24 protein-coding genes are annotated in these 25,970 nt (G+C 70.1%); 16 read left to right on the forward strand and 8 right to left on the reverse strand.

Going from position 1 to position 25,970, the window contains the following annotated elements:
- Positions 1-146 precede the first annotated feature (146 nt).
- The 3 genes from FNH21_RS08060 (at position 147) to nhaA (ending at position 3,810) form a co-directional block, all read left to right on the forward strand.
- Positions 147-1,529 carry a TrkH family potassium uptake protein gene (locus FNH21_RS08060; RefSeq protein WP_422108760.1) on the forward strand — a complete coding sequence of 461 codons (1,383 nt, stop codon included), beginning with the start codon at positions 147-149 and terminating at the stop codon, positions 1,527-1,529.
- Positions 1,522-2,220: a potassium channel family protein gene (locus FNH21_RS08065; protein ID WP_152813633.1), complete on the forward strand. Its 699-nt coding sequence runs from the start codon at positions 1,522-1,524 to the stop codon at positions 2,218-2,220. The genes FNH21_RS08060 and FNH21_RS08065 overlap by 8 nt, the downstream gene beginning before the upstream one ends.
- Positions 2,221-2,358: 138 nt before the next feature.
- Entirely contained in the window at positions 2,359-3,810 is a 1,452-nt protein-coding gene (gene nhaA, locus FNH21_RS08070) for a Na+/H+ antiporter NhaA (protein ID WP_152813635.1), read from the forward strand.
- Between the two features lie 16 nt (positions 3,811-3,826).
- On the opposite strand, the gene FNH21_RS08075 is transcribed toward nhaA, so the two are convergent.
- Positions 3,827-4,075, reverse strand: a complete 249-nt coding sequence (locus FNH21_RS08075; protein ID WP_055766047.1) for a hypothetical protein — start codon at positions 4,073-4,075, stop codon at positions 3,827-3,829.
- Positions 4,075-4,914 carry a non-homologous end joining protein Ku gene (gene ku / locus FNH21_RS08080; protein WP_152813636.1) on the reverse strand — a complete coding sequence of 280 codons (840 nt, stop codon included), beginning with the start codon at positions 4,912-4,914 and terminating at the stop codon, positions 4,075-4,077. Before ku ends, FNH21_RS08075 begins: the two co-directional genes overlap by 1 nt.
- 69 nt (positions 4,915-4,983) lie before the next feature.
- Between ku and FNH21_RS08085 the strand changes: the two genes are divergently transcribed.
- From FNH21_RS08085 to FNH21_RS08100, 4 genes are all read left to right on the forward strand, one after another.
- Positions 4,984-5,472, forward strand: a complete 489-nt coding sequence (locus FNH21_RS08085; protein ID WP_152813638.1) for an SRPBCC domain-containing protein — start codon at positions 4,984-4,986, stop codon at positions 5,470-5,472.
- An 82-nt stretch (positions 5,473-5,554) separates the two neighbouring features.
- Positions 5,555-8,023: an ATP-dependent DNA ligase gene (locus tag FNH21_RS08090; RefSeq protein ID WP_152813640.1), complete on the forward strand. Its 2,469-nt coding sequence runs from the start codon at positions 5,555-5,557 to the stop codon at positions 8,021-8,023.
- Between the two features lie 47 nt (positions 8,024-8,070).
- Positions 8,071-10,455: a phosphoketolase family protein gene (locus tag FNH21_RS08095; protein WP_241742765.1), complete on the forward strand. Its 2,385-nt coding sequence runs from the start codon at positions 8,071-8,073 to the stop codon at positions 10,453-10,455.
- A 34-nt stretch (positions 10,456-10,489) separates the two neighbouring features.
- Complete coding sequence (locus FNH21_RS08100) at positions 10,490-10,954, forward strand: SRPBCC family protein (protein ID WP_152813644.1); 465 nt, start codon at positions 10,490-10,492, stop codon at positions 10,952-10,954.
- A gap of 195 nt (positions 10,955-11,149) precedes the next feature.
- On the opposite strand, the gene FNH21_RS08105 is transcribed toward FNH21_RS08100, so the two are convergent.
- A complete protein-coding gene (locus tag FNH21_RS08105) occupies positions 11,150-11,851 on the reverse strand; it encodes a FadR/GntR family transcriptional regulator (protein WP_152813646.1) in 702 nt (233 codons plus the stop codon).
- A gap of 139 nt (positions 11,852-11,990) precedes the next feature.
- Here FNH21_RS08105 and FNH21_RS08110 point away from each other — a divergent pair, with 139 nt between their 5' ends.
- The 3 genes from FNH21_RS08110 to FNH21_RS08120 are packed head-to-tail and all read left to right on the forward strand — an operon-like array spanning position 11,991 to position 16,127.
- The gene (locus FNH21_RS08110; protein WP_152813648.1) at positions 11,991-13,355 is read left to right on the forward strand and encodes an SLC13 family permease; all 1,365 of its coding nucleotides are present in this window, start codon (positions 11,991-11,993) and stop codon (positions 13,353-13,355) included.
- A gap of 40 nt (positions 13,356-13,395) precedes the next feature.
- On the forward strand, positions 13,396-14,619 hold the full coding sequence (locus FNH21_RS08115) for a CaiB/BaiF CoA transferase family protein (RefSeq protein ID WP_152813650.1): 1,224 nt from the start codon (positions 13,396-13,398) through the stop codon (positions 14,617-14,619).
- Complete coding sequence (locus FNH21_RS08120; protein ID WP_191931709.1) at positions 14,616-16,127, forward strand: carboxyl transferase domain-containing protein; 1,512 nt, start codon at positions 14,616-14,618, stop codon at positions 16,125-16,127. Before FNH21_RS08115 ends, FNH21_RS08120 begins: the two co-directional genes overlap by 4 nt.
- Before the next feature lie 31 nt (positions 16,128-16,158).
- Here the strand turns inward: FNH21_RS08120 and FNH21_RS08125 are convergent, their stop codons facing one another.
- On the reverse strand, positions 16,159-17,268 hold the full coding sequence (locus tag FNH21_RS08125) for a GTP pyrophosphokinase (RefSeq protein ID WP_152813653.1): 1,110 nt from the start codon (positions 17,266-17,268) through the stop codon (positions 16,159-16,161).
- Positions 17,269-17,416: 148 nt separating this feature from the next.
- On the opposite strand from FNH21_RS08125, the gene FNH21_RS08130 reads away from it, so the two are divergent.
- Positions 17,417-18,202 (forward strand): alpha/beta hydrolase, encoded by a 786-nt coding sequence (locus tag FNH21_RS08130; RefSeq protein WP_422108761.1) that lies wholly within the window; start codon positions 17,417-17,419, stop codon positions 18,200-18,202.
- A 60-nt stretch (positions 18,203-18,262) separates the two neighbouring features.
- On the opposite strand, the gene FNH21_RS08135 is transcribed toward FNH21_RS08130, so the two are convergent.
- From FNH21_RS08135 to FNH21_RS08145, 3 genes are read right to left on the reverse strand one after another with little or no spacing between them, the layout of a single operon-like run.
- The gene (locus tag FNH21_RS08135) at positions 18,263-19,051 is read right to left on the reverse strand and encodes an isocitrate lyase/PEP mutase family protein (RefSeq protein WP_152813655.1); all 789 of its coding nucleotides are present in this window, start codon (positions 19,049-19,051) and stop codon (positions 18,263-18,265) included.
- The gene (locus tag FNH21_RS08140; RefSeq protein ID WP_152813656.1) at positions 19,044-19,685 is read right to left on the reverse strand and encodes an alpha/beta hydrolase; all 642 of its coding nucleotides are present in this window, start codon (positions 19,683-19,685) and stop codon (positions 19,044-19,046) included. The genes FNH21_RS08135 and FNH21_RS08140 overlap by 8 nt, the downstream gene beginning before the upstream one ends.
- Before the next feature lie 8 nt (positions 19,686-19,693).
- On the reverse strand, positions 19,694-20,671 hold the full coding sequence (locus FNH21_RS08145) for a VOC family protein (RefSeq protein ID WP_191931710.1): 978 nt from the start codon (positions 20,669-20,671) through the stop codon (positions 19,694-19,696).
- A gap of 162 nt (positions 20,672-20,833) precedes the next feature.
- Here FNH21_RS08145 and FNH21_RS08150 point away from each other — a divergent pair, with 162 nt between their 5' ends.
- Positions 20,834-21,316: a PGPGW domain-containing protein gene (locus tag FNH21_RS08150; RefSeq protein WP_152813660.1), complete on the forward strand. Its 483-nt coding sequence runs from the start codon at positions 20,834-20,836 to the stop codon at positions 21,314-21,316.
- 11 nt (positions 21,317-21,327) lie between these two features.
- Here the strand turns inward: FNH21_RS08150 and ftsW are convergent, their stop codons facing one another.
- A complete protein-coding gene (gene ftsW / locus FNH21_RS08155) occupies positions 21,328-22,554 on the reverse strand; it encodes a putative lipid II flippase FtsW (RefSeq protein WP_191931711.1) in 1,227 nt (408 codons plus the stop codon).
- 148 nt (positions 22,555-22,702) lie between these two features.
- Here ftsW and FNH21_RS08160 point away from each other — a divergent pair, with 148 nt between their 5' ends.
- From FNH21_RS08160 to FNH21_RS08175, 4 genes are all read left to right on the forward strand, one after another.
- The gene (locus FNH21_RS08160; protein ID WP_191931712.1) at positions 22,703-23,623 is read left to right on the forward strand and encodes a PfkB family carbohydrate kinase; all 921 of its coding nucleotides are present in this window, start codon (positions 22,703-22,705) and stop codon (positions 23,621-23,623) included.
- Between the two features lie 46 nt (positions 23,624-23,669).
- Entirely contained in the window at positions 23,670-24,197 is a 528-nt protein-coding gene (locus FNH21_RS08165; protein WP_152813666.1) for a YbhB/YbcL family Raf kinase inhibitor-like protein, read from the forward strand.
- A 132-nt stretch (positions 24,198-24,329) separates the two neighbouring features.
- Positions 24,330-25,139: an HAD family hydrolase gene (locus tag FNH21_RS08170; protein ID WP_152813668.1), complete on the forward strand. Its 810-nt coding sequence runs from the start codon at positions 24,330-24,332 to the stop codon at positions 25,137-25,139.
- Positions 25,117-25,962 carry a glycerophosphodiester phosphodiesterase family protein gene (locus FNH21_RS08175; protein ID WP_191931765.1) on the forward strand — a complete coding sequence of 282 codons (846 nt, stop codon included), beginning with the start codon at positions 25,117-25,119 and terminating at the stop codon, positions 25,960-25,962. Before FNH21_RS08170 ends, FNH21_RS08175 begins: the two co-directional genes overlap by 23 nt.
- Positions 25,963-25,970 lie beyond the last annotated feature (8 nt).

Genomic DNA, 25,970 nt, shown 5'->3' on the forward strand with positions numbered 1-25,970 from the left:
CAAGAACACGTAAAGAGGCGGGCCGGAGGGACCCGCGTCGGGTTGACTGGGCGACTGGTGCGGAACGTCCGCGGCAGTCCCAGGAATCCGGAGGCCAGTACATCCCCGTGAGGTCGAGCAGAGAGATCCTCAGGGACTCCGCCGCGGTGGTCGCCACAGGCGCGCGCCCCCTCCTTCGGGGTGCGGCTGCCCGGGCCGCGCAACTCGCCCCCCGTCATCCGGCCCAGGTGATCGTGCTCGGGTTCGCCGGCGCCGTCCTCGTCGGCACCCTGCTCCTCATGCTGCCGACGTCGAAGGTGGGCGCCGGCGGTGCCACGTTCCTCGAGGCCCTGTTCACCGCGACGTCGGCGGTGTGCGTGACCGGCCTGATCGTCGTGGACACACCCGTCTACTGGACCGGCGGCGGACACGCCATCATCCTCGCCCTCATCCAGCTGGGCGGTTTCGGCATCATGTCCTTCGCCTCGCTCCTCGGTCTCCTCCTCGCCCGCCGCATGGGTCTCCGATCCCGGGTCTCGGCGGCCGCCGAGACCAGGAGCGTCGGCTTCGGCGATGTCCGGAACGTGCTCCTCGGCGTCCTGCGCATCACCCTGGTGGTCGAGTTCGTCACCGCCGTGGTGCTCGCCGTGCGATTCGCGCTCCGTTACGGGTACAGCCCGGCGGAGGCGGTGTGGCTGGGAGTCTTCCACTCGGTCTCGGCCTTCAACAACGCAGGGTTCGCCCTCTTCAGCGACAACCTCATCGGCTACGTCGGGGACCCCTGGATCTGCCTGCCCGTCTGCGCTGCCGTCATCATCGGCGGACTCGGGTTCCCGGTGCTCTTCGAGCTGCGCCGCCATGTCAGGTACCCCCGGAGGTGGCACACCACCACCAAGCTGGTCCTGGGCGGCACGGTGATCCTGCTGGTGGTCGGCACCGTCTTCATCACCGCCGTCGAGTGGTCCAACCCGGCCACCCTCGGCGCCCTCCGGCCCGAGGACCGTCTCCTCGCAGGCTTCTTCCAGTCCACCATGACGCGCACCGCGGGCTTCAACAGCGTGGACTTCGCGCAGCTGAACCCGGTCACGCTGCTCGCCATGGACGTGCTGATGTTCATCGGCGGGGGACCGGCGGGTACGGCCGGCGGCCTGAAGATCACCACCTTCGGCGTGCTGTTCTTCATCCTCTACACCGAGATCAGCGGCGGGACGGCCGTCAACGTGTTCGGCAAGCGCCTGCCACGGTCCACCCACCGCCAGGCCATCTCGATCGTCCTGCTCGCCGTCGGGCTGGTCATCACCGCAACCATGTTCCTCATGCTCACCACCGATTTCGGGTTGGACAGGGTCCTCTTCGAGGTCGTCTCGGCCTTCGCGACGGTCGGCCTGTCGACCGGCATCACCGCGGCCATCCCGCCGGCCGGACAGGTGGTGCTGATCCTCGTGATGTTCGCCGGCCGCCTCGGGCCGGTCACCCTCGCGTCGGCGCTCGCGCTCCGCTCCAAGCCGCTCTACTTCGAATATCCCAAGGAAAGGCCCCTCATTGGCTAGGCAACGCCTGTTCTCCTCCCGGCCCATCGAGGCGATCGCCGCGGCCGAGTCCGTCGCCGTGATCGGGCTCGGCCGCTTCGGGGGCGCCCTGGCGCTCGAGCTCGAGGCGGCCGGCACCGAGGTCCTCGGGATCGACGCCGACGAGGACGTGGTGCAGTCCTTCAACGGTCTCCTGACGCACGTGGTGCGGGCGGACACCACCAAGGAGGAGGCGTTGCGCCAGCTCTCCCTGTCGGAGTTCGACCGCGTGGTCGTCGGGATCGGCAGCGACCTCGAGGCGAGCATCCTGACGACGTCGATCCTCCTGCGCTTCGACCGCCCCACCCTGTGGGCGAAGGCCATCAGCGAACCGCACGCGCAGATCCTCTCGCAGCTCGGGGTGGAGCGGGTCATCCGGCCCGAGCACGACATGGGGAAGCGCGTGGCTCACCTGGTGCGCGGCACGATGCTCGACTACGTCGAGTTCGAGGACAACTTCGCGATGGTCAAGACCCGTCCGCCGCGGGAGTACTGGGACCGCGAGCTCGGGACCACGGGACTGCGGGCGAAATACGGCGTCACGGTCGTCGCCGTGAAGCGCAAGGGCGGGGCGTGGGACCACACGACGGCGCAGACCACCCTGTACGACGACGACGAGATCATCGTGGCAGGACCCACGCGCAGGGCGGAACTCTTCAGCGCGCTCCTTTGAGGCGCGGCATCCCGGGCATCCGGGCTCCGGCGGCGGCCGGGCAGGCGGTCGGAGGAGCAACCCGATAGGCTGGTGGCTCTGGTGAGCCGGGAAGTCTGGTCGGCGCTCCCAGGAGCGTGCCCGATCGAAGGACCCCCGATGAACGCCCAGCCAGCCTCCCCGCAGCATCCGGCACCGCCCGGCAGCCACGTCTTCTCCCGCAGCAGCTACCCGGAGCACCTGCGCATCTCGACGATCCTGCGCAAGGAGACCGTCGGCGGAGCCCTACTGCTCCTGGCCACCGTCCTGGCCCTGATCCTCGCCAATTCGCCTGCTGCGGACGCCTACTTCTCGGTGCGCGACTTCCGCTTCGGCTACGAACCCTGGCACCTCGAGCTCAGCGCCGGCACCTGGGCGGCGGACGGCCTGCTCGCCATCTTCTTCTTCCTGGCAGGGCTCGAACTGAAGCGCGAGTTCGTCGCCGGGGACCTCCGGAAGTTCGACCGCGCCGTCGTCCCCGTCGCGGCCGCCGTGGGCGGGGTCATCGTCCCCGCACTCGTCTACGTGGCCATCACCGCCACCGCCGGACCCGAAGCCCTGCGCGGCTGGGCCATCCCCACCGCGACGGACATCGCGTTCGCCGTCGCGGTGCTCGCCGTCGTCGGCTCGTCCCTGCCGAGCTCCCTGCGGATCTTCCTCCTCACGCTCGCCGTCGTCGACGACCTCCTGGCGATCAGCATCATCGCGTTCTTCTACTCGGAGGACATCCAGGCTCCTCCGCTGCTCATCGCGATCGTCCCCCTGGCCCTCTACGCCTTCCTCGCGCAGCGCTTCCCGACGTTCTTCCAGCGCCGGGCCTGGGCTCCCTGGCTCATCCTCCTGCCCATCGGCTTCGTGGTGTGGGCGCTCGTGCACGAGTCCGGCGTGCACGCCACCGTGGCGGGTGTGCTCCTCGGGTTCGCCATCCCCGTCCTGCCGAAGGGCGCCGGGGTCGGCACGGCCGGAGCGCACGGCAAGGACGGCAAGGGCGGCAAGGACGGCGTCGAGGTGCGCCCCTTGGCCGTGCAGGACGACGACGGGCCGCTCCAGTCGCACGATGTCGCGCCGGACGGTCTCGCGGACACCCTCGAGCACCGCATCCGGCCCCTGTCAGCGGGATTCGCGGTGCCGGTCTTCGCGTTCTTCAGCGCAGGCGTGGCGATCGGGGGCATCGAGGGTCTGGTCAGCGCGATCACCGATCCCATCGCCGTCGGCATCATGGTGGCTCTGGTGATCGGCAAGCCGGTGGGCATCCTGCTCGCCACCTTCGCCGTCACGAAGACCACGAAGGCCAGCCTCGACCCGGACCTGGCGTGGGTGGACATCATCGGCGTCGCGCTCCTCGCGGGCGTCGGCTTCACCGTCTCGCTGCTCATCAGCGAACTGGGGTTCGGACAGGGCACACCGGAGGACGACCACGCGAAGGTCGCCATCCTGGCCGGATCCCTCATCGCGGCGCTCACGGCGGCCGTCCTGCTGCGGCGACGGAATGCCAGGTACCGCGAGATCGAGGAGCAGGACAGGATCGACGCCGATCAGGACGGCGTACCGGACGTCTACGAGGGGCGCTAGCGGTCCCCGACCGGTCTCAGGGCTTCCGCCACAGCCAGGACAGCGTCAGGGCACCAGCGCTGCGCCGGAAGCCACTCTGCCCGGACACGACCTCGAGGACCGCCCACACCGCGAGGCAGACGGCGCTCGCCGTGCGCAGGCGCTCGCGGTTCTGCTCCTCGAGGGCCATGAACGACGCCGCTCCCAGCAGGGCCCAGCCGAGGATCGGTGCGTTCGGCTTCTGGGCGATGGTCTGGCGTCCGAGGCTGTCGGTGAAGAATCCCATCACGCGCCCTTCTTCTTGGTGGTGGCGGACGCCTTCTTGGCGTCGGCCTTCTTCTCGCGGTTCTTCTCGACGCTGCGGCGGAGGGCCTCCATCAGGTCCAGGACGTTGTCGCCGTCGTCCTCCTCCTCGCTCCTGCCGAAGGTCTCCTCGGTGTCGAGGGTGTCACCCTTCTCGATCTTCGCGTCGATCAGGGTGCGCAACTGGACCTGGTAGTCGTCGGTGAAGTTCTCCGGATCGAAGTCGGTGGAGAAGGAGTCGACGAGTGCGGCGGACATCTCCTTCTCCTTGGCCGAGATGCGGACCTTCTCCTCGAGGGCCGGGAAGGACGCCTCACGCACCTCGTCGTCCCACAGCAGGGTCTGCAGCATCAGGACGTCGCCGCGCACGCGCAGGGCCGCGAGGCGGCTCTTCTGCCGGAGCGAGAACTGCACGATCGCCGTCCGGTCCGTCTCCTGGAGGGTGCGACGCAGCAGGACGTAGGCCTTGGTGGAGGTGCTGTCGGGCTCGAGGTAGTAGGCGCGGTCCAGCATGATCGGATCGACCTGGTCGCTCGGCACGAACTCCACGACCTCGATCTCACGGCTCCGCTCCACCGGCAGGGACGCGAGGTCCTCGTCGGTCAGCACCACGGTGTGCTCGCCGTCGTCGTACGCCTTGTCGATGTGCTTGAAGTCGACCACCTCGCCGCAGACCTCGCAGCGCCGCTGGTAGCGGATCCGCCCGCCGTCCTTGTCATGCACCTGGTGCAGGGAGATGTCATGGTCCTCGGTGGCGCTGTACACCTTCACCGGCACGTTCACGAGGCCGAACGCGACCGCACCCTTCCAGATGGCTCTCATGGTCCAAGTGAACACCAAGCAGGCTTACCGGACCAGACCGTGCCGGCCGGCCCCCTCTAGACTTGTGGGGTGACCGAGACCGTAGAGCCCATCGTCAGCAAGACCACCACGGACGACGGCGGGACGGTGCTGCGCCTGGAGTTCCAGTTCGCGTTCCCGCCGACCGTCCTGTGGAAGCACCTGACGGACGAGGGCAAGCTGAAGTACTGGTTCCCCTGCGAGATGGAGTTCGAGCCGAAGAAGGACGAGGAGATCCTCTTCCGGTACGCGGACCAGAAGCCGCTGCGCGGGACGGTCCTGGAAGCCGAACGGCCCTCCGTCCTCGCCTACACGTGGGAGCGGGACACGCTGCGCTGGGAGCTCACCCGGACCGGAGACAACGGGGCGCAGCTCGTGCTCCTGCTGACTCCGGGCAGCCCCCGCCATGCCGCGACCATGGCCGCCGGCTGGCACCTGACCATCGCCGGGCTCGACGACTTCCTCAACAAGCGCAACCTCGGACAGAACCCGGCACTGTGGGACGTCTACGTGGAGCGGTACCGCCAGCAGTTCGCGTGACGGACAGGGGTGCGGGGGTCCTGCCTGCCCGCGCTGCCGATTGGTAGTGGAATACCACGGGCATCCGGTCAAGACTGGGTGAATGGCTCCTCCACGCTCCGCACGGCAGCAGACCGTCACCGTGGAAGGGCGCACCCTCCGGCTCTCCAACCTCGACAAGGTGCTCTACCCGGCAACGGGCACCACGAAGGCGGACGTCCTCGCGTACTACGCGGCGGTCGCCCCGCAGGTCATCCACCACGCCGGCCACCGACCGGTCACGCGCAAGCGCTGGGTGCACGGTGTGGGCACGCCCGAGGAGCCCGGCCAGGTCTTCTTCCAGAAGAACATCGACGACAACGCGCCCGCCTGGGTGCCGCGGAACGCCATCCAGCACAAGGATCACGTCAACGTCTATCCGATGGTGGACGACCTCGCGACCCTGACCTGGCTGGGACAGATCGCGGCGATCGAGATCCACGTCCCGCAGTGGCGTTTCGGGCCTGACGGCGGGAAGGGCAACGCCGACCGCCTGGTCCTCGACCTCGACCCCGGCCCCGGTGCCGGACTCGCCGAGTGCGCCGAGGTGGCGCTCCTGGCCCGCACGATCCTGCAGGACATGGGGCTCGAGCCCTTCCCCGTCACGAGCGGCTCCAAGGGCATCCACCTCTACTGTGCGCTCGACGGACGGCAGAGCTCCGAGCAGGTGTCCGCCGTCGCCCACGAACTGGCGCGCGCCCTGGAGGCGGACCATCCGGACCTCGCGGTCAGCGACATGAAGAAGGCGCTGCGCTCGGGCAAGGTCCTCGTGGACTGGAGCCAGAACAACGCGAACAAGACCACGGTGAGCCCCTACTCCCTGCGGGGGCGGTTCGAGCCGACCGTCGCAGCACCCCGTACCTGGGACGAGATCGAGGGAGCCGGTTTGGACCAGCTGGACTACCGCGAGGTCATGGAGCGCGTCGTGCGGCTGGGCGATGTCCTCGCCCCGGCCACCACCGCGCTGCCTGCGTCCGGCGGTGGTGCCACCGCGCCGCCGTCCGACCGCCTGTCCACCTACCGCGCGATGCGGGACGCCACGAAGACGCCCGAGCCCGTACCGGACACCGTTGCGCCGGCGGGCGGGAACAGCTTCGTCATCCAGGAGCACCATGCGCGGCGCCTGCACTACGACGTCCGGCTCGAGCGCGACGGCGTCCTGGTCTCCTGGGCCGTCCCGAAGGGACCGCCCCTGACGCCGAGCAGGAACCACCTCGCAGTCCAGACGGAGGACCACCCGCTCGACTACGGCTCCTTCGAGGGAACAATTCCGAAGGGGGAATACGGCGGCGGAGAAGTCACTATCTGGGATGCGGGGACCTACGACCTGGAGAAGTGGCGGGACGGCAAGGAGGTCATCTGCACCCTGTACGGCCGGCCGGACGGCGGCCTGGCGCGCGGGGGCACCGCCATCCGCCGGTACGCCCTGATCAACACCGGCGGCGGGGCGAACGGCAAGAGCACCTGGCTGATGCACCTCATGAAGGAGCAGCCGGAGGAGGCCGGGGCGGCTGGGGACTCCCTGCCGGCGGACGTCTCCGCCGCGCCCGTCCGCGTGACCTCGAACGGCGACCTGGTCCGGCCGATGCTCGCCACCCTCGGGTCGGAGCACTCGATCCCCGAGCCGGACCAGTGGGCGTACGAGATGAAGTGGGACGGCGTCCGGTGCATCGCCAGGGTCAGCGGCGGGACCGTCACGCTCACGAGCCGCAACGGCCTCGACACGACGGCCACCTATCCGGAACTCGGCGACCTCCCGGACCTCCTGAGCGCCGGGGATGCGGTGCTCGACGGCGAGATCGTCGCGCTGGACGCCAGGGGCAGGCCCGATTTCGCGCTGCTGCAGACGCGCATGAAGCTCACGCGCCGGGCCGAGATCGACGCGGCGCGCACCAGGACTCCCGTGCGGTTCATGCTCTTCGACCTGCTCCGGCTCGACGGCAACGACCTCACCGCCCTGCAGTACTGCCAGCGGCGCGAACTGCTCGAGAAGGCCGTCGACGAGGCGGACGACGGCCACGTGCAGGTGCCGCCGGCCATCGACGCGACGCTCGAGGAGGCGGTCGGGGCTAGCCGCCGGCTCGGCCTCGAGGGCATCATGGCCAAGCGCCTCACGAGCGACTACCAACCCGGCGCGCGATCGTCGTCGTGGGTCAAGATCAAGCACCTGCACACGCAGGAGGTCGTGGTGGTGGGCTGGCGGCCGGGCAAGGGCAGCCGCGCGTCCAAGGTCGGCTCACTCCTCGTCGCCGTGCCCGACGGCGTGGACCTGCGCTACGTCGGCCGGGTCGGTTCCGGCCTGACGGAGCGGGACCTCGCGGAGGTCGGTGCCCGCCTGAAGAAACTCGCGCGGAAGACCGCACCGCTGGGCGACGTCCCCGGTGCGGATGCGTCCGACGCCCACTGGGTCCGGCCGTCGCTGGTCGGCGAGGTGCAGTACAGCGAGCACACGGGCACCGGGCGCCTGCGGCACCCGGTGTGGCGTGGCTGGCGACCGGACAAGACGCCGTCCGACGTCGTCGTCGAACTGTGAGAAACCGGGACATGAACGGCCAGGACATGACAACCAGGGAGGCATACATGGCACATCTTGATATCGGCGGACTGGACGCCTGGTGGCGAGCCGCCAACTACGTCTCGGTGGGTCAGATCTACCTCCGGGACAACGCCCTGCTCACGCGCCCGCTCGTGGGTGAGGACGTCAAGGCGCGGCTGCTGGGCCACTGGGGCACCACCCCCGGACTGAACTTCGTCTACACGCACCTCAACCGGGTCATCTCGGAGCGGCGGCAGGAGATGCTGTTCGTCACCGGCCCCGGCCACGGCGGACCCGCCAATGTCGCGAACGCGTGGCTCGAGGGGACCTACTCCGAGATCTACAGCAACATCGGCAGCGACGGCGCGGGCCTGAACGCGCTCTTCAAGCAGTTCAGCTATCCCGGGGGCATTCCCTCGCATGCGGCGCCGGAGACGCCGGGCTCCATCCACGAGGGCGGCGAACTCGGCTACAGCCTGGCGCACGCGTACGGGGCCGTGTTCGACAACCCCTCGCTGATCGCGGTGGCGGTGGTGGGCGACGGCGAGGCCGAGACGGGACCCCTCGCGACGAGCTGGCACTCGACCAGCTTCGTGGACCCCGCCGTCGACGGGGCCGTCCTGCCGATCCTGCACCTCAACGGGTACAAGATCGCCAACCCCACGGTGCTGGCCCGCATGCCGGAGGAACAGTTGCGGCAGCTGATGTACGGCTACGGGTACGACCCGCACTTCGTCACGGTCTCGGATCCGCGGGCCACCGAGGCGGCCCACCGCGACTTCGCGGCGGTCCTCGACACGTGCATCGACGAGATCCACGACATCCAGGAGCGGGCACGGACCTCGCCCGCCGGAGGCGACGCCGGCGCACCGCGCTGGCCCATGATCGTGCTGCGCTCGCCGAAGGGCTGGACCGGACCGGCGGAGGTGGACGGCAAGCCCGTCGAGGGGACGTGGCGGGCGCACCAGGTGCCCCTCTCGGAGATCCACGACAACGAGGAGCACCTGCACCAGCTCGAGGAATGGCTGCGGTCCTACGACCCGGGGTCCCTGTTCACGGACGACGGCGGACTCCGCCCCGAGATCGCCCGCCTGGCTCCCGACGGCGACCTGCGGATGAGCGCTACACCCTATGCGAACGGCGGCCGCCTGCTCCGCGACCTCGTGGTGCCCGCCTACGCGGAGCACGCCGTGGAGGTCGCGCGTCCCGGCTCCGAGAAGGTGAGCCCCATGATCACGGCGGGGGGTTACCTCCGCGACATCATCGAGCGCAATCCGCACAACTTCCGCCTGTTCGGGCCGGACGAGACGGCGTCGAACCGGCTGTCCGCGGTCTACGAGGTGACGGACAAGGTGTGGCAGCCGCGGATCGAGGACGTCGACGAGCATCTGGCCCGCTCCGGTCGTGTCATGGAGGTCCTCAGCGAGCACCTCTGCCAGGGCTGGCTGGAGGGATACCTCCTGACGGGGCGGCACGGCGTCTTCAGCTGCTACGAGGCCTTCGTGCACATCGTCGACTCGATGTTCAACCAGTACGCCAAATGGCTGGAGATCCACAGGAGGCTCCCCTGGCGGCAGCCCATGGCGTCCTTCACCTACATGCTCTCGAGCCATGTCTGGCAGCAGGACCACAACGGGTTCTCCCACCAGGATCCGGGTTTCATCGACCATGTGGTGAACAAGAAGGCGGATGTCATCCGGGTCTACCTGCCACCGGACGCGAACACCATGCTCGCGGTGACGGACCACTGCCTGCAGGCGCGGGACACCATCAACGTGATCGTGACGGGAAAACAGCCCACGCCCACCTGGTTCGGGCCGGAGGAGGCACGCCTGCACGTGACGCGGGGCATCGGCGTGCTGGACTTCGCGGGCTCGGAGGAATCCGGGGTGGAGCCCGACGTCGTACTCGGCTGTGCCGGGGACGTACCGACCCTCGAGGCGATCGCCGCGGCAGGCCTGCTGAAGGCAGGGATACCCGGGCTGAAGATCCGCGTGGTCAACGTCGTCGACCTCATGCGCCTGCAGGACTCCACCGAGCACCCGCACGGCCTGTCCGCACGCGAGTTCGACACCCTGTTCACCACGTCGAAACCGGTCATCTTCGCCTACCACGGCTATCCCTGGCTCATCCATCGGCTCACGTACCGGCGGAACAACCACCCGAACCTGCACGTTCGGGGCTATAAGGAGGAAGGTACGACGACGACGCCGTTCGACATGGCGATGCTGAACCAGATCGACCGGTTCCAGCTGGCCATGGACGTGATCGACCGCGTGCCGACCCTCGGAGCGACCGAAGCGCGGTTCCGCCAGGACCTGCAGGACCAGCGGCAGCGTGCCTGGCAGTACACGCGCGACGCCGGGAAGGACCTGGAGTCCATCACCGGCTGGACGCTCGACGAATCTTCGCCGGACGACGCGAAGTAAAACCCGTCGCCCACAACGAGAAGGAGCACGCTGCATGACCGACACGAGCATTTCCGCAACCCGGACCATCGACGCATCCGCCGACACCATCTTCCATTTCCTGTCCGACCCCGCGCATCACGCGGCGCTCGACGGGTCCGGCATGGTGCAGTCGGACAGCAAGTCCGACCGCATCACCGGCTCCGGGCAGGTCTTCACCATGAACCAGACGTGGGACAAGATGGGGGGCGACTACCAGACGGACAACCACGTGATCGGCTACGACGAGAACAAGCTCCTCGCCTGGAAGACGGCTCCGGCGGGTGAGGAGCCCCCGGGATGGGAGTGGGTCTGGCGCTTCGAGGCGACCGGCCCCGGGTCGACGGACGTCTCGGTCACCTACGACTGGTCAGCGGTCACCGACAAGGAGCTGCTGAAGACCATCGGCTTCCCCGCGGTGTCGCAGGACGCCCTCGAGGGCACGCTCGCGAATCTCGCGGCGCAGGTGTCCGAGGCCTGATCGTCCCTCCGCACGGACGACGGCGGCCGGTCCCGTTCCGGGGCCGGCCGCCGTCGCGAGCGGGTCGGCATCGATGGCCGCGAGCGATGGGCGTCCGCCGGCGCATGGTCCGAACGGCACACGGATCCGCTGAGGCAGGATGCCGGCCGCGAATCATCGGTGCGGACCGCAGCTGCTTCCAGACCGAGGTTCCCGCTATTTGAGCAACGCGACATCCGAGACGAGCTCGATGTGCCGCTGCATCGCGGCGGCTGCGGCGGCTGCGTCCCGCGCCCGGATGGCGTCGGCGATACCCCGGTGCGAGGCGAGCGACTGCTCGGGCCGGCCGGGCTGTGCGAGGGACTCCAGGCGGGTCTCCAGGACCATCTCCCCGATGAACGCCATGAGTTGCGCCATGACCGGGGAGTGCGCCGCAGCCGTGACGGCCTGGTGGAAGAGCTCGTCCCCGTGCGCGCCGCGGTCGCCGTCGTCGATCTCCGCCTGCATGGCCGACAGAGCGGCGTCGATCGCTGCGAGGTCCGCATCCGTGCGCCGTTCCGCGGCGAGGGCCGCGAGCTTCACCTCGAGGGTGCTGCGCGCCTCGACGATGTCGGGGAGCCTGCTCCGGTGCTCCCGGAGGCCCTTGATGACGCTGGCTACGCTCGCGCGATGCCGCAGGACCGCTCCGGTGCCGTGCTGGACGTCGATCACGCCGAGCACCTCGAGCGCCACGAGCGCCTGCGCGAGGGTGGCGCGGGAGACGCCGAGCCGCTCGGCCAGATCCCGTTCCGCCGGCAGCAGGTCCCCCGGCTGGAGTCTGGCCGATTCGATGTAGCCGAGGAGCTGTTCGACGAGTTGCTCGTACAGCCGCGGCCGGGCCAGGCGCCCCAGTGGTTGCGGGCTGGCGGCGTCGCTCATTCTGACTCTCCCCGGGATAGTGGTGCGCTCATGCTACCGGGCAGTGATTGACAGGGACACCCACTCTCCTACAGGCTAGGCCAGTGGTCCTGTGCCACAGGTCACACCCCGCCCGTCCGTCGCCCGCTGGAGGATCACGATGTCCGCTCCGCTCCTATCGATCATCATCCTCGCGGCGATGTTCCTGATAGCCACCCTGCTCCCGATCAACATGGGGGCCCTCGCCTTCGTCGGAGCCTTCCTGCTGGGCGCCGTGTTCCTCGGCATGGAGACCGACGACATCATCGCCGAATTCCCCGGCGGCCTGTTCCTCACCCTGGTCGGGGTCACCTATCTGTTCGCGATCGCGCAGAACAACGGCACCATCGACCTGCTCGTCAACGCCGCCGTGAAACTCGTCCGCAACCGCGTGGCGCTCATTCCCTGGGTCATGTTCCTCATCACCGCCGTGATCACGGCGGTGGGAGCGCTCGGCCCGGCCGCCGTCGCCATCATGGCCCCCGTGGCGCTGGGCTTCGCCGCCCGCCACAAGATCTCCCCGCTGCTCATGGGCATGATGGTCGTCCACGGCGCGCAGGCCGGGGGATTCTCGCCCATCGCGGTGTACGGCGTGATCGTCAACGACATCGTCGGCGAGTCCGGATTCGAGTCCAGTCCGCTGGCCGTCTTCCTCTCCAGCTTCATCTTCAACCTCCTGATCGCCGTGGTCCTGTTCATCGTCCTCGGTGGCCGCGGCCTCCTGTCCTCCCGCATGGGCCAGTTCGTCGAGGAGGCCGCCGAGGCCCGTTTCACCGCGAGCCCCGGGATGCGCCGGGCGGACGTCGCCTACAAGGGCACGGGCAGCGGCACGTACGGCCCGCGTGATCCCGCGGGGGACGGCGTCGTCGCCACCAAGTCGCGCGAGGACCGCATCTCGCAGCCGATGACCATCCTCGGCCTGATCGCCCTTGCCGTGATCGCCCTCGGATTCAAGGTCGACGTCGGCTTCGTGGCCATCACGATCGCCGTGGTCCTCGCCCTCATCTCGCCGAAGGCCCAGAGCGGAGCGGTCAACAAGATCGCCTGGTCCACTGTGCTGCTCATCTGCGGCATGCTCACCTTCGTCGGCGTCCTGACCGAGGCCGGGACGATCGAGTACGTGTCCGACGGCGTCGCGGGCCTCGGAGCGCCGCTGCTCGCCGCACTCCTCATCTGCTACATCGGGGCCGTGGTCTCCGCCTTCGCGTCGTCGACCGCGATCCTCGCCGCCCTGATCCCGCTGGCCATCCCGTTCCTCGAGACCGGTGCGGTGAGTGCCGTCGGCGTCGTCTGCGCCCTCGCGGTGTCCTCCACGATCGTCGACGTCTCGCCGTTCTCCACCAACGGCGCGCTGGTCCTGGCCAACGCACCCGAGGGGACCGACAAGGACCGCTTCTACAAGCAGATCCTCGGGTACGGGGCGATCGTCGTCGTCGCCGGACCGATCATCGCCTGGCTCGTCCTCGTGGTGCCCGGCTGGCTCTGATCAACGCAATCCACGTCCTGTCCCCGACCCGGAGGTTCCCATGAACGCCGACCCGACCACCCACGACGCCGGCGGGCGGGGCGGCCCGCTGGCCGGCCGTCTCGTCGTCGACCTCAGCCGGGCCCTCGCCGGACCGCACGCGGGCATGATGCTCGGCGACCTCGGGGCACGCGTCATCAAGGTCGAGACGCCGGGAACCGGCGATGACACCCGGGGCTGGGGTCCGCCCTTCGTCGGTCCCGAGGACGACCGCCAGTCCACCTACTTCCTGTCCTGCAACCGCAACAAGGAGTCCATCGCCCTGGACCTCAAGAGCGAGGACGGGCGAGGGGTCCTGACGGAACTGCTGCGGCGCGCCGACGTGGTGATCGAGAACTTCCGGACGGGAGTGCTCGACCGTCTCGGCTTCTCCACGGACGCGATGCTCGCGCTCAACCCGGGCCTCGTGATCCTCTCGATCACCGGATTCGGTCATGACGGGCCGGAGGCGAAGCGCAGCGGCTACGACCAGATCGTCCAGGGCGAGGCCGGACTCATGTCCCTCACCGGAGCGGATCCGGAGAACCCGCAACGGGTCGGCGTGCCCATCGCCGACCTGCTCTCCGGCATGTACGGGGCGTACGGGGCGGTCGCCGCCCTCCTCGAGCGCGAGCGGACGGGTCGCGGCCAGGTGGTGCGCACGTCACTGCTCGCCTCGATCATCGGCGTCCATGCCTTCCAGGGCACGCGGACCACCGTGGCCGGCGAGGTCCCGCAGGCCCAGGGCAACCATCATCCGTCGATCGCCCCCTACGGACTCTTCAGCTGCCGCGGCGGCAAGGTGCAGATCAGCGTGGGGAGCGAGAAGCTGTGGGCGGCGTTCACCACGGCCTTCGGCATCGACGCCACCAGGCCGGAATTCGCGACGAACGCGGACCGCGTGGGGCACCGGGACCTCCTGATCGGCGTCATCGAGGACGCCTTCTCCGCCTACGGGGCGGAACCGCTGCTCGAGAAGCTGAACGCGGCGGGAATCCCTGCAGGGAAGGTCCGCACGCTCGACGAGGTGTACGCGTGGGAGCAGGTCCACTCGCAGGGCCTCCTGACCACGGTGCAGCACCCCGTGCTCGGGGACATCGACCTGCCCGGGGCGCCACTGCGGTTCTTCGACGGACCGGTCGAGACCACGCTCACGGAGCACGCGGCACCGCCACTGCTCGACGGTGACGGCGAGGCGATCCGCGCCTGGCTCGCCCGCCCCGTTGCGGAGGACGTACGGGCGTGAGCGGGGAGACCCGACGACCGCACCTCACGGCACGGGAACTGATCGATGCTGTGCTCGACGCCGGATCCTTCACCTCCTGGGACGCGCCGGTCACGGGACCCCCACCGGGAACGGGAACGGGCTACGCGGAGGAGCTGCGGCGGGCGCGCGAGAAGAGCGGCGCGGACGAGTCCGTCCTCACGGGGGAGGGGCTGATCCACGGCCGGCGCGTCGCCGTCATCGTCTCCGAGTTCACCTTCCTCGCCGGGTCGATCGGGAGCGCGGCCGCGCACCGCATCACGGCTGCCGTGCAGCGGGCGACGGCGGAGGGCCTGCCGCTGCTCGCTGGTCCGGCCTCGGGCGGGACGCGCATGCAGGAGGGGACCCCCGCGTTCCTCTCGATGGTGGACATCACCGGTGCCGTCCGTGCCCACCGCCAGGCGGGCCTGCCCTACCTCGTCTACCTCCGGCATCCGACGACGGGCGGCGTGATGGCGTCCTGGGGATCGCTCGGTCACGTCACCGTCGCCGAGCCCGGGGCGCTCCTCGGCTTCCTCGGACCGCGCGTGTACGAGGCGCTGTACGGGGCTCCGTTCCCGCCGGACGTCCAGACCGCGGAGAACCTGTTCGACAAGGGGCTGATCGACGCCGTCGTACCGCCCGGGCAACTCGCGGGCATCGTGGATTCGGCCCTGACCGTGCTGCTCGCGGACTCGTCGGCGGTTCCCGCCGTGCCGTCGACGGCGTCCGTCCGCCCCGGCGCGCAGTCCGCCTGGGAGTCCATCCTCATCTCGCGGAACCGGCGGCGCCCGGATCTCCGCCGCCTGCTGGCCCACGGAGCGCGGGACGTCCTGCCGCTCAACGGCACGGGTCAGGGCGAGAAGGATCCGGGCCTGCTGCTGGCGCTCGCACGCTTCGGGGAGCAGCCCTGCATCGTCCTCGGGCACCAGCGGCCGCGCCGGGAGGGCGAGTCGGCCATGGGCCCGGCGTCGCTCCGCGAGGCGCGCCGCGGCATGAAGCTCGCCGAGGAGCTCGGGCTGCCCCTGCTCACGGTCATCGACACCGCCGGCGCCGATCTCTCGAGGGAGGCGGAGGAGGGCGGACTCGCCGGGGAGATCGCGCGGTCCCTGCACGACCTCATCGGCCTCGCCTCACCCTCGGTCTCGGTGCTCCTCGGCCAGGGAGCCGGCGGCGGGGCGCTCGCGCTGCTGCCCGCGGACAGCACCATCGCCGCTCAGCACGCCTGGCTCTCGCCGCTGCCGCCCGAGGGAGCCAGCGCGATCGTGCACCGCACGGTGGACCGTGCTCCCGAGATGGCGGAGGCGCAGGGCGTGAAGGTCGCGGTCCTCGTGGAGCGGGGCGTCGTCGACCACGTGGTGGACGAGCGGCCGGACGCCGCCGAGGAGGGCCGGGCGTTCTGCGAGCGGATGGCCAGGGCGATCGAGTACGAGCTCGCGCGGGTCAGGGGCCTGCCCACGGAGGACCGGCTGGGCCGGCGGGCCGGGAAGTACAGGGCAGGGGTGGGCTGACCGTCACCCGATCCCCTGCGACGGCAGAGCCCTAACCGCCCGGGTGCTGCGCCCGGTAGATCTCCATCTGCCGGTGCCTGCGCTGCAGGCTGTCGCGGCGGGAGGTGCTCTCGGCGTCCTTCGGCTCCGCAGTGAGCTCGATGTGGCGCTCGCCGTAGTGCCACAGCAGCATGTCGTCCAGGAGGCGGTCCGGGCCCGGGGAGTACCGGTGGTCGAGGGCCTTCCGCACCGTCGTGATGGTGTCCGCCTGCAGCAGCGCGACGAGTTCCAGTGTGGTGCGCAGTCCGTGCGCGGCAAGGAGTTCGGCCGCCCACCCCCAGTTGTCGTCCGATTTCCTGTCCACGTGGGGGAGCAGGGTCTGCCAGATGTCGCGGATCCGGTTCGGGGTCAGGGGCGCGCTGCCCTCACCGTCCTCGTCCCAGAACCCGGTCACCGTCTCGTAGCGCTCGTGCAGTTCCGCGAACGCGGATTCGACGGTCTCCAGCATGGCCGCCGTGCCCGTGAACTGCCGGTCGAAGTACGGGCTCCACGCCTTCGGATTGGAGGCCTTGAACCGGATGTCGTGCTCGATCTCGGACCAGGCGTGGGCCAGGACCGTGCGGACCTGCACCTCGAAGAGGTAGCTGCCGGCGGCCTTCGTCTCGGGGTCCACGGCCTGCTGGAAGGCCCGCACCACGTCATTGTGGATGGTGCGCATGATGAGGTGGCGGCTCGAGTACCCGTACGTGCCGGACTCGATGGAGCCGATGTCCTTCTCCCGGTCACCGCGGCAGTCGAATTCGTTGCGCTGGCGCTTGAGCAGGTTCGCGGCGAGGTCCACCTCGTGCGGGAGGGTGGTGATGATCCGCACGCCCACGAGGTCCGTGAGGTTGCGCATCGGATCCGGGAACACCAGGGTCGGCGGTGCACCGACCTCGGGCGAGGGCAGGGTCCGCGAGGCCTTGTCGCGGAAGGACTCGACCGTCTTGGTGCGCGCCGTGACGAACAGCGGCTTGAGGTCGGTGCCCTCGAAGATGGCCGCGATGCTGTCCCGCATGGCGGTGGTGACCCGGTCCAGGGCAGGCCGCACGCGTTCGAACTCGCGCGTATGCGCCTCGACCCCGGGCCGTAGCCGCTCGTCGAGATCATCCCATGCGCCCATGCACCATGCCTTTCCGAGGGAGTCTTCATCGTAGCCAACCCGGCCGACCGTTACGCTGTCGCCTGTGCATCCGGTTGATCCTGTGGGGCGTCGCTCCGTCCTCGCCCTCCTGGCGGCCGCCGCCGCGGGCGTCCTCGCCGCCTGCGGCATCAGGAACGGGCCGAAGATCCCCCCGGTCACTGCGCAGCGCTTCGCGTACGGGAGTGATCCGAGCCAGTTCGCCGACCTCTACCTCCCGGCTGACGGTGCCGCGGTGACCGGGGTGATCGTCATCATCCACGGCGGATACTGGCGTTCCACCTACGGCGCCGAGCTGGGCGAGCCGCTGGCCCAGGACCTGGTGACGCGCGGCTACGCATGCTGGAACCTGGAGTACCGCCGCGCGGGGAACGGCGGCGGCTGGCCGGAGACGTTCGACGACGTCGCGGCGGGGATCGACCATCTCGCGGTCGCGGCATCGGAGCACGGATTGGACCTGGGTTCGACGACGGCCCTCGGCCATTCCGCCGGCGGTCACCTCGCGGTCTGGGCGGCGGGGCGCGCGGGACTTCCCGCGGGTGCGCCCGGAGCGGGGACACCGACGGTCCCGCTCACCGCCGTCGTCAGCCAGGCCGGGGTGCTCGACCTCGCCGCCGCCCGGGACCTCGGCCTCAGCGACGGCGCGGTCGAGAACCTGCTCGGCGAGCCGGAGGACACGGAGCGCTACCGCCTCGCCGATCCGATGTCGGCGGTCCCGCTTCCCGTGCCCGTGGTCGCCGTCCACGGCAGGAAGGACACCACGGTGCCGCCCAGTCAGTCGGAGGCCTACGTCCATGCGGCGACGGCGGCGGGCGGGAGCGCGGACCTCGTCATGGTCCCGGGGGACCACTTCGCGATCATCACCCCGGGCTCGAAGGCGTGGGACGCCGTCGTCGCGCAGCTGGCGCGGACCTGAGGGACAGCAGGACCCCGGCCCGCCGGTGGAGGCGGACCGGGGTCCTGCGGGACCTCCGCCCTAGTTGAGCGGGAGCGTGCCCTCGGGCAGCTGACCGTCGGCGAGCAGTTCGCGCGCGGAGTTCGCGAGGGCGGTCAGTGCGACGCGCTGCGTCCACGGGCCGTAGGAGATCCGGGCGACACCGAGCTCCTGCAGGCGTGACGGAGCGAGGCTCCCCGGCACGTTGATGACGCTGAGCCGCTGGGGTCCGAAGGCCTGCACGAGCGTCGTCACGGCGTGCTCGTCCAGGAGCCCGGGCACGAAGACGTTCGTGGCACCGACCGCGAGGTAGGCCTTGCCGCGCTCGACGGCGTCGGCCAGGACCTCGGCGGGGTCGCGGTCGCCGGCCTTCACGAAGGCATCCGTGCGGGCGTTCAGCACGAAGTCGATGCCCTCGGCGCGACCGGCCGCGATGACGGCGTCCATCTGCGCGACGGCGTCGGCGAGGGGACGCATCTGGTCCTCGATGTTCGCGCCCACGATCCCGACGCCGATGGCCCGGCGGACGGTGTCCCCGGGATCGCCGTAACCCGATTCCAGGTCCGCCGAGACCGGCAGGTCCGTGGCTGAAGCGATCCGGCCGACGGCGGCGATCATCTCCTCCACGGGGATGTTCTCGCCGTCCTCGTAGCCGAGTGAGGCCGCGATGGAGTGGCTGGCCGTCGCCAGGGCCGTGGTTCCCGGGATGTCCGCGATGGTCTTCGCACTGATCACGTCCCACACGTTGACCACCTGCAGGATCTCGGGGGCGGAGTGCAGGCGTGCGAGTGTCGCGGCCTTCGCTGACAGGGCGCTGGGTGCTTCAGTCATGGGTGACCTTCCGGGTGAGCGAGGTGATCCAGGCGGCTGCGCCGTCGACCTCGGTGGGGTGGATGCCGTGCCCGCCTTCGCGGACGTTCCGGCGTACTTCGGCGCCGCGGCTCTCGAGGATCGATCCCACGCGGACCGCACTGTCCAGGGGTGCCATGGCGTCTGCCGAGCCGTTGAAGAGGGCGATCGACGATCCGGACAGGTCCGTGTCGATGCTGCGTCCCTCCAGCGGGTACATCCCTGAGAACGCGACGGCGTCGGCCACCATTCCCGGGTGGAGCAGGGCCGTGGCGAGCGCGATGTTCGCACCGTTGGAGAAGCCGACGGCGATGAGCCTCCGGTCCCCGAGCGCGTAGTGCTCGCGGGCCCAGCTGATGAACGCTGCGAGCTCGCCGGCGCGCAGCACGACGTCGTCGATGTCGAAGACCCCTTCGCCGAAGCGGCGGAACCACCGGTTCATGCCGTGTTCCCGGACGGGTCCGCGCGGGGCGAGATACCCCGCGCCGGGCGCGAGGCGCTCGGCGAGGGGCAGGAGATCGTGTTCCGTGCCGCCCGTTCCGTGCAGGAGCAGCAGCACCGGGGTGTCTGCCGCTCCCTCGTGGAACAGGTGCGGCCAGGCGTGGGTCGTGGTCATGGATCCTCCTACTTGAAGAAGGCCTGGACGGCGGGGTTGTTCTCGCCGGGCAGGTCGATCTTCGCGACGGCGTGCGAGATGGCCTCGCGATTGGGCTCGAGCCACGGCGGGAGCTTGAGGGAGCGCCCCAGTTCCAGCAGCGGTTCGTCGATGTCGAACCCCGGTGTGTCGGTGGCGATCTCCAGCAGCGTCCCCCCGGGTTCGCGGAAGTAGATCGAGGTGAAGTACTGGCGGTCGAGGATGGCCGTCACGCCGTAGCCGCGCTCGGCCAGCTCCTGGCGCCACACCTCCTGCGTCGCCTGGTCGGGAACGCGGAAGGCGATGTGGTGGACGGTGCCGCCGGCCACGAGGCCGCGCTCGCTGCGGGTATCGGTGACGACGTCGACGACGGTCCCGGGCTCGCCGTCGTGGGTGCTGAGGCGGTAGCGGCCGTCCTTCTCGGACAGGATCCTCATCCCGAGGTCAGTCGTGAGCGTCTCGAGCGTGCCCGTGGGGTCCTGGACCGTCAGGACCGACGAGTGCTGGCCGCGCACGGCGTACTCGGCCGGGACGGACTTCGAGTCCCAGGGATCGCGCGGATCCGCGAGGGAGGAGGCGACGAGGTCGATCTGGAGGCCGTCCGGGTCACGCAGGGAGAGACGCTCCTCCTCCGACGAGGCCCGCGAGATGGTCGACTCGACGTCGATGGCCTTGAAGTGCTCCTGCCACCAGCCGAGCGTGCCCTGCGGCACGGAGAACGCCGTGGTGGTCGACTGCCCGCTGCCCACGCGTCCGCTGCGGATCCCCTGCCAGGGGAAGAAGGTGAGGAGCGAACCGGGCCGGCCGGACTCGTCGCCGTAGTAGAGGTGGTAGGTGCCGGGATCGTCGAAGTTGACGGTCTTCTTGACCAGCCGCAGCCCCAGCCCCCTGATGTAGAAGTCGATGTTCTTCTGCGGGTCACCGGCGATCGCGGTGACGTGGTGAAGACCTTCGGTTCGAGCAGTCACACTGTCCTCCTTGGTTCGGGCCGGTCGACGAGCGCCGGTATGTCCATGCAAACGCATGTATATCGCCGATTGTTCCCGTGCTGTTCGCCTGGCGGGGGTGGTGCCGGTTAGGCAGCCTGCTGTCCGTCGTCAGCGCCCAGCTACCTGTGTCATCCTGTGTCCATGGCAGCGAAAGAGCGGGTCCCGGGCTGGGTCCGCCGCACCGTGATCGAGGTGGTCGGCTGGACCCTCGTGGTACTCGGGATCGCCGCGCTCGTGCTGCCCGGGCCGGGCCTGCTGCTCCTCGCCGCGGGGCTCGCCGTCCTGTCGCAGCAGTACCACTGGGCCCGCCGCTACCTGAAGCCACTGAAGGCGAACGCGTTCCATGCCGCAGCCCTGGGCGTGAAGACCATCCCCCGCATCGCGGCCAGCTGCGCCAGTGCCCTCGTGATCATGAGCCTCGGCGTCGTGTGGATCCTTCAGGTGCCCGTCCCGACGTGGTGGTCCTTCGAGGACAAGTGGTGGCTGTTCGGTGGATCGGGGACGGGCATCAGCCTCGTCGCGTCCTCCGTGATCGCCCTCGCGCTCATCGCCTACAGCGTCCGGCGGTTCCGCGGGAAGCCGATCCCGGCGACGCAGCGGGTACTGCGGGCCAGGACGGACTAGCCCGACCCGCCTCAGGCAGGACCGCGCGCCGCCCGGCGGTCCGTCGCCCGGGAGCAGGAGATGAGCACGCCCACGGCGGCGAGCACGGCCACCATCGAGGAGCCGCCGTAGGAGATGAAGGGCAGCGGTACGCCGATCACCGGGATCATCCCCGTGACCACGGCGATGTTGAGGATGGCCTGCCCCACGATCCATACGAGGATCCCCCCGCACAGATAGGTGACGAAGAGGTCGCCGGAGAGCTTCGAGATCCGGACGATCGAGTAGGCGAGCACGGCGAAGAGCAGGATGACGATCAGCGCGCCCACGAGCCCCAGTTCCTCGCCGAGGATGGCGAACACGAAGTCGTTGTGCGCCTCCGGTATCCAGCTGACCTTTTGGCGGCTCTGCCCGACCCCGACGCCGAACACGCCACCGCCCGCCAGGCCGTACAGGGCCTGGGCGCTCTGGTAGCCGAGCCCCTCCGCCGTACCCTCCGCCGCCGGATCGAGCCACGCACTGATGCGGCTCATGCGGTTGGGGCTGGAGACGACGGCGAGTGCCACGCCGATGGTGCCGAGGACGATCCCGCCGATGAAGAGCTTCGGACTGGCGCCGGCGAAGAAGAACAGGGCCGCGGCGACGAGGGCCAGGATCATCGCGGTACCGAGGTCCTTGCCCGCGATCACGAGACAGATCCCGATGAACGCGCCGGGAGCCACCGGGATGAACAGGTGTTTCCAGCTGCCGAGCAGCTTCTCCTTCCGTGCGAGTACCGCACCTCCCCAGATCACGATGCTGAGTTTCAGGAACTCGGAAGGCTGCACGGTCAGGCCCGCGATGCGGATCCAGTTCCGGTTGCCCTGCACCTCGTAGCCGAGCGGCGTGAAGACCAGGAGTGACACCGCGAAGGAACCCAGCAGGATGGGCCACGCCAGCCGGCGGTACGCACGGAGCGGGACGAGGGCGCAGACGACGAGCGCCACGCTGCCGATGCCCGTCCACATGAGCTGCTTGCCGAAGGTGTCGAAGGGCGACCTCCCGACGGCGACGAGCTCCACCGACGACGCCGAGAGCACCATCGTCAGGCCGATCGCGACGAGGGAGAAGGTGGTGGTGACGAGCAGGTTCCTGGCGTTCCGGGTGGAGTGCGGACCCTCCGCCCCGACGAGGGAGCGCAGGCGGCCCGGGCGCGGCGCGGGAGGCCGGACGCCGCCGTCGGGGCGTGCGGCAGTGGGGGTCCGTGTCGTCTGTGTCATCGGTGTCCTGGACGTGGTCCGCCGGGGCGGACCGGGTGGAGGGGAAGGAGTTCCAGTGTGCCAAGGATCAGGGGCCGGGTCCGGGAGGCCCCACGGGTGATTCAGGAACTCCGGGCGGCGCGCGCGCCGTGGCTGGTACGTTGAATCCGTGCTCACCGTGATCGGGGAAACCCTCATCGACGAAGTCGTCAGCGACACCGCCTCCATGCGCGCGCACGTCGGCGGCAGTCCCATGAACGTGGCGGTGGGTCTCGCCAGGCTCGGCCACCCCGCCCAGTTCGTGGGGCGATTCGGTGACGACGAGTACGGCCGGATGATCCAGCAGCACCTCCGCGACAACTCGGTGCCTTTCCCTGTCGGCCCGGATGCCCACCCCACCAGCGTCGCCACCGCCCGGCTCGATCCCGCGGGCGGTGCATCCTACGACTTCCAGCTCGTCTGGGACCTGCCGGGACTCGCGGACCGGAAGGACAGCCTGCTCGACGGGACGAGCCTGCTGCACACCGGGTCCATCGCCACGATGCTCGCGCCCGGCGCCGCGGACGTCCTGGCACTGGTCACCGCGGCGCACCCGCTGGTCACGGTGACCTACGACCCCAACTGCAGGCCGACCATCATCCGCGACGCCGACGTCGCGCGCGAGCACGCCGAGGCCTTCGTGGCGCTCGCCGACGTCGTGAAGGCCTCCGACGAGGACCTCGCCTGGCTCTACCCCGGCCGGACGCCCGAGGCATCGGCCCGGGCGTGGCTGGAGACCGGCGCCGCCGTCGTCGTCGTGACCCGGGGCTCGAAGGGACCATGGGGCGTGTGCCGCGCCGGCGAGGTCTCGGTGCCGGCGCCGTCGACGAGCGTGGTGGACAGCGTGGGTGCGGGGGATTCCTTCATGGCGGCGCTGCTGGGGGCGCTCGTGGACCTCGAGCTCGACGGCGCCCATCGCCGGGACGAGCTGCGACGAATGAACCTCGGGCAGCTCACCGGCATGCTGCAGTACGCGGCTCGGGCCGCTGCGATCACCGTGTCACGAGCGGGCGCGAACCCGCCCTCGCGGCACGAGATGGCGCAGCCCTGAGCCGGAGGCGGCCCACCACCCGACCGATCACCAGAGGAGCACAGCGATGACCCGCGACCCCTACGCAGACCTTCCGCAGGTACCCGACTTCGAGCTCACGAGCGAGGACATCACGCACAACGCGTCCCTCGACGCGGCACAGGCGTCCGGCATGATGGGCGCGGGCGGCGAGGACCGGTCCCCGCAGCTCAGCTGGAGCGGCTTCCCCGAGGGCACGAAGAGCTTCGCCGTCACCGTCTACGACCCCGACGCCCCGACCGCCAGCGGTTTCTGGCACTGGGCAGTGGCCGACCTGCCCCTGAGCACCACGTCCCTCCCTGGCGGTGCCGGCACGGACGGATCCGGCCTGCTGCCCGAGGGCGCCGTGCAGCTGAGGAACGACGGCGGGTTCGCGGGCTTCGTGGGTGCGGCACCTCCCGCCGGTCACGGTCCGCACCACTACCACGTGGTGGTGCACGCGGTGGACGTCGAGACGCTCGAGATCTCCGCCGACGCGACGCCGGCGTACCTCGGCTTCACCCTGTTCTCGCACGCCATCGGTCGTGCCCGGCTGATCGGCACGTTCGAGCAGTAGCGGCCGTCTTCCCCGGACGAGCGGGGACGACGCCGGGAGCGGCCGTCCCGCCCGTCGGTCGCCACCGGCGGACGGCCGGGAACGGGTCCCCTCCGCGCCGGTAGGGTGGAAGCAGAACCGAAGGAGTCACCGATGCGCCTCGTGGCGAGCGACATGGACGGGACCGTCGTGGGACACGACGGCAGAATGAGCGAACGCACCATCCGTGCGTTCCGGGCCTGTGCGGAGTCGGGGGTCGATGTCGTCTTCGTGACCGGGCGGCCGCCCCGGTGGCTGCAGCCCCTCAGGGATCAGCTCGGCCACACGGGGACCGTGATCTGCTCGAACGGCGCGCTCACCTACGATCTCGAGGGCGAGCGCGTCCTCGAGGCGACCCTGCTGGACCCGGAGGACATCTACTCCGCGCGGGACATCATCCGCGGGCTCTTCCCCGCCGCGACCTTCGCCGCGGAGACCGTCTCCGGCTTCAAGGTGGAGACGGGCTTCGCGGACGAGGCCACCTCGGAGCTCCTCGGCGGTATCACGGCCCAGCCCTTCGAGGAGTCGCTGCCGGGCGAGCAGGTCGTGAAGTTCCTGGCCCGCGAGAAGGACATCTCACCGGACGCCTTCCTCGCCGCAGTCCGGCCGGCCGTCGCCCACCTGGTCTCGACGACGCACTCCGCGCCGACCGTCGCCCTGCTCGAGATGGCCGTACCCGAGATCAACAAGTCCGTCACGCTCGCCCGGTACGCAGCCGAGCGCGGCATCGACGCGGCGGACGTCGTCGCGTTCGGGGATATGCCCAACGACATCCAGATGCTCGACTGGGCCGGTTCCGGCTATGCCATGGCCTCCGGGCACCCCGACGCGCTGGCAGCGGCCAACCTGGTGGCACCACCGTTCGACGAGGACGGCGTGGCCCAGGTGCTGGAGGAGAGGCTTGCGGCACTCGGGACGGCCTGAGCGCCGCCGCTACCCCTACCTCGACATTCCGCCCGGACCCACCGGACGGCCCCGGCCGATCGCCCTCTCACACCGCGGCTTCGCGCCCGACGGCGGCGAGAACACGCTCGCCGCCTTCGAGCGGTCTGTCGCCCTGGGATTCGCCTACCTCGAGATCGACGTCCGGGCGTCCCTGGACGGCGTGGTCATGGTCTTCCACGACGAGCACCTGGACCGGGTGACGGGCGCCCACGGCCCGATCGCTGGTCGCACGGCCGAGGAACTTCGTGAGCTCCGGGTCCAGGGACATGGGAGCATCCCGACGCTCGAGGAGGTCCTCGTACGCTGGCCGGAGCTCCGCCTGAACATCGACGTCAAGAGCGATGACTGCATCCGTCCCGTCGCCGAGCTCGTCGATCGCCTGGAGGCGCACGACCGCGTCCTCCTGGCGTCCTTCTCCGACCGCCGCCGCCGGCGCGTGCTGCGGCTCCTCGCCAGGCCGGCGGCGTCCTCCGCGGGCATGCTCGTGAACGCGCTGGCGAAGCTGCTGGCGCCGGTCGGGCTCGTCGGGGTGGTCGCGCGCCGTGCCGGGGTGCAGGCGCTTCAGGTCCCGGAGACCTACCGGGGCATCCGCGTGGTGACCCGCCGGTTCGTCGCGGCGTGCCACGCCGGCGGCCTGCAGGTGCATGTCTGGACGATCAACAACCGGGAGGACATGGACCGGCTGCTGGACCTCGGCGTCGACGGCCTGGTGTCCGATGCCGCCGACGTCCTCGCCGCCTGCCTGGACGCCCGCTCCTCATGGCCGCCGGCCGCGACACCGCCCGACCCCCGGCTCCCGTAGCACCCCGA

Source organism: Arthrobacter bussei (genome assembly GCF_009377195.2).
GTDB lineage: Bacteria > Actinomycetota > Actinomycetes > Actinomycetales > Micrococcaceae > Arthrobacter_D > Arthrobacter_D bussei.

Excerpts from the sequence above, each read along its gene's own strand:
- FNH21_RS08150 (WP_152813660.1), top strand. The coding sequence starts at position 20,834 with ATGGCAGCGAAAGAGCGGGTCCCGGGCTGGGTCCGCCGCACCGTGATC.
- FNH21_RS08100 (WP_152813644.1), top strand. The coding sequence starts at position 10,490 with ATGACCGACACGAGCATTTCCGCAACCCGGACCATCGACGCATCCGCC.
- FNH21_RS08075 (WP_055766047.1), bottom strand. The coding sequence starts at position 4,075 with ATGGGATTCTTCACCGACAGCCTCGGACGCCAGACCATCGCCCAGAAG.
- FNH21_RS08095 (WP_241742765.1), top strand. The coding sequence starts at position 8,071 with ATGGCACATCTTGATATCGGCGGACTGGACGCCTGGTGGCGAGCCGCC.
- nhaA (WP_152813635.1), top strand. The coding sequence starts at position 2,359 with ATGAACGCCCAGCCAGCCTCCCCGCAGCATCCGGCACCGCCCGGCAGC.
- FNH21_RS08115 (WP_152813650.1), top strand. The coding sequence starts at position 13,396 with ATGAACGCCGACCCGACCACCCACGACGCCGGCGGGCGGGGCGGCCCG.
- FNH21_RS08110 (WP_152813648.1), top strand. The coding sequence starts at position 11,991 with ATGTCCGCTCCGCTCCTATCGATCATCATCCTCGCGGCGATGTTCCTG.
- ku (WP_152813636.1), bottom strand. The coding sequence starts at position 4,914 with ATGAGAGCCATCTGGAAGGGTGCGGTCGCGTTCGGCCTCGTGAACGTG.
- FNH21_RS08135 (WP_152813655.1), bottom strand. The coding sequence starts at position 19,051 with ATGACTGAAGCACCCAGCGCCCTGTCAGCGAAGGCCGCGACACTCGCA.
- ftsW (WP_191931711.1), bottom strand. The coding sequence starts at position 22,554 with ATGACACAGACGACACGGACCCCCACTGCCGCACGCCCCGACGGCGGC.
- FNH21_RS08140 (WP_152813656.1), bottom strand. The coding sequence starts at position 19,685 with ATGACCACGACCCACGCCTGGCCGCACCTGTTCCACGAGGGAGCGGCA.
- FNH21_RS08125 (WP_152813653.1), bottom strand. The coding sequence starts at position 17,268 with ATGGGCGCATGGGATGATCTCGACGAGCGGCTACGGCCCGGGGTCGAG.
- FNH21_RS08105 (WP_152813646.1), bottom strand. The coding sequence starts at position 11,851 with ATGAGCGACGCCGCCAGCCCGCAACCACTGGGGCGCCTGGCCCGGCCG.
- FNH21_RS08170 (WP_152813668.1), top strand. The coding sequence starts at position 24,330 with ATGCGCCTCGTGGCGAGCGACATGGACGGGACCGTCGTGGGACACGAC.
- FNH21_RS08165 (WP_152813666.1), top strand. The coding sequence starts at position 23,670 with ATGACCCGCGACCCCTACGCAGACCTTCCGCAGGTACCCGACTTCGAG.
- FNH21_RS08090 (WP_152813640.1), top strand. The coding sequence starts at position 5,555 with ATGGCTCCTCCACGCTCCGCACGGCAGCAGACCGTCACCGTGGAAGGG.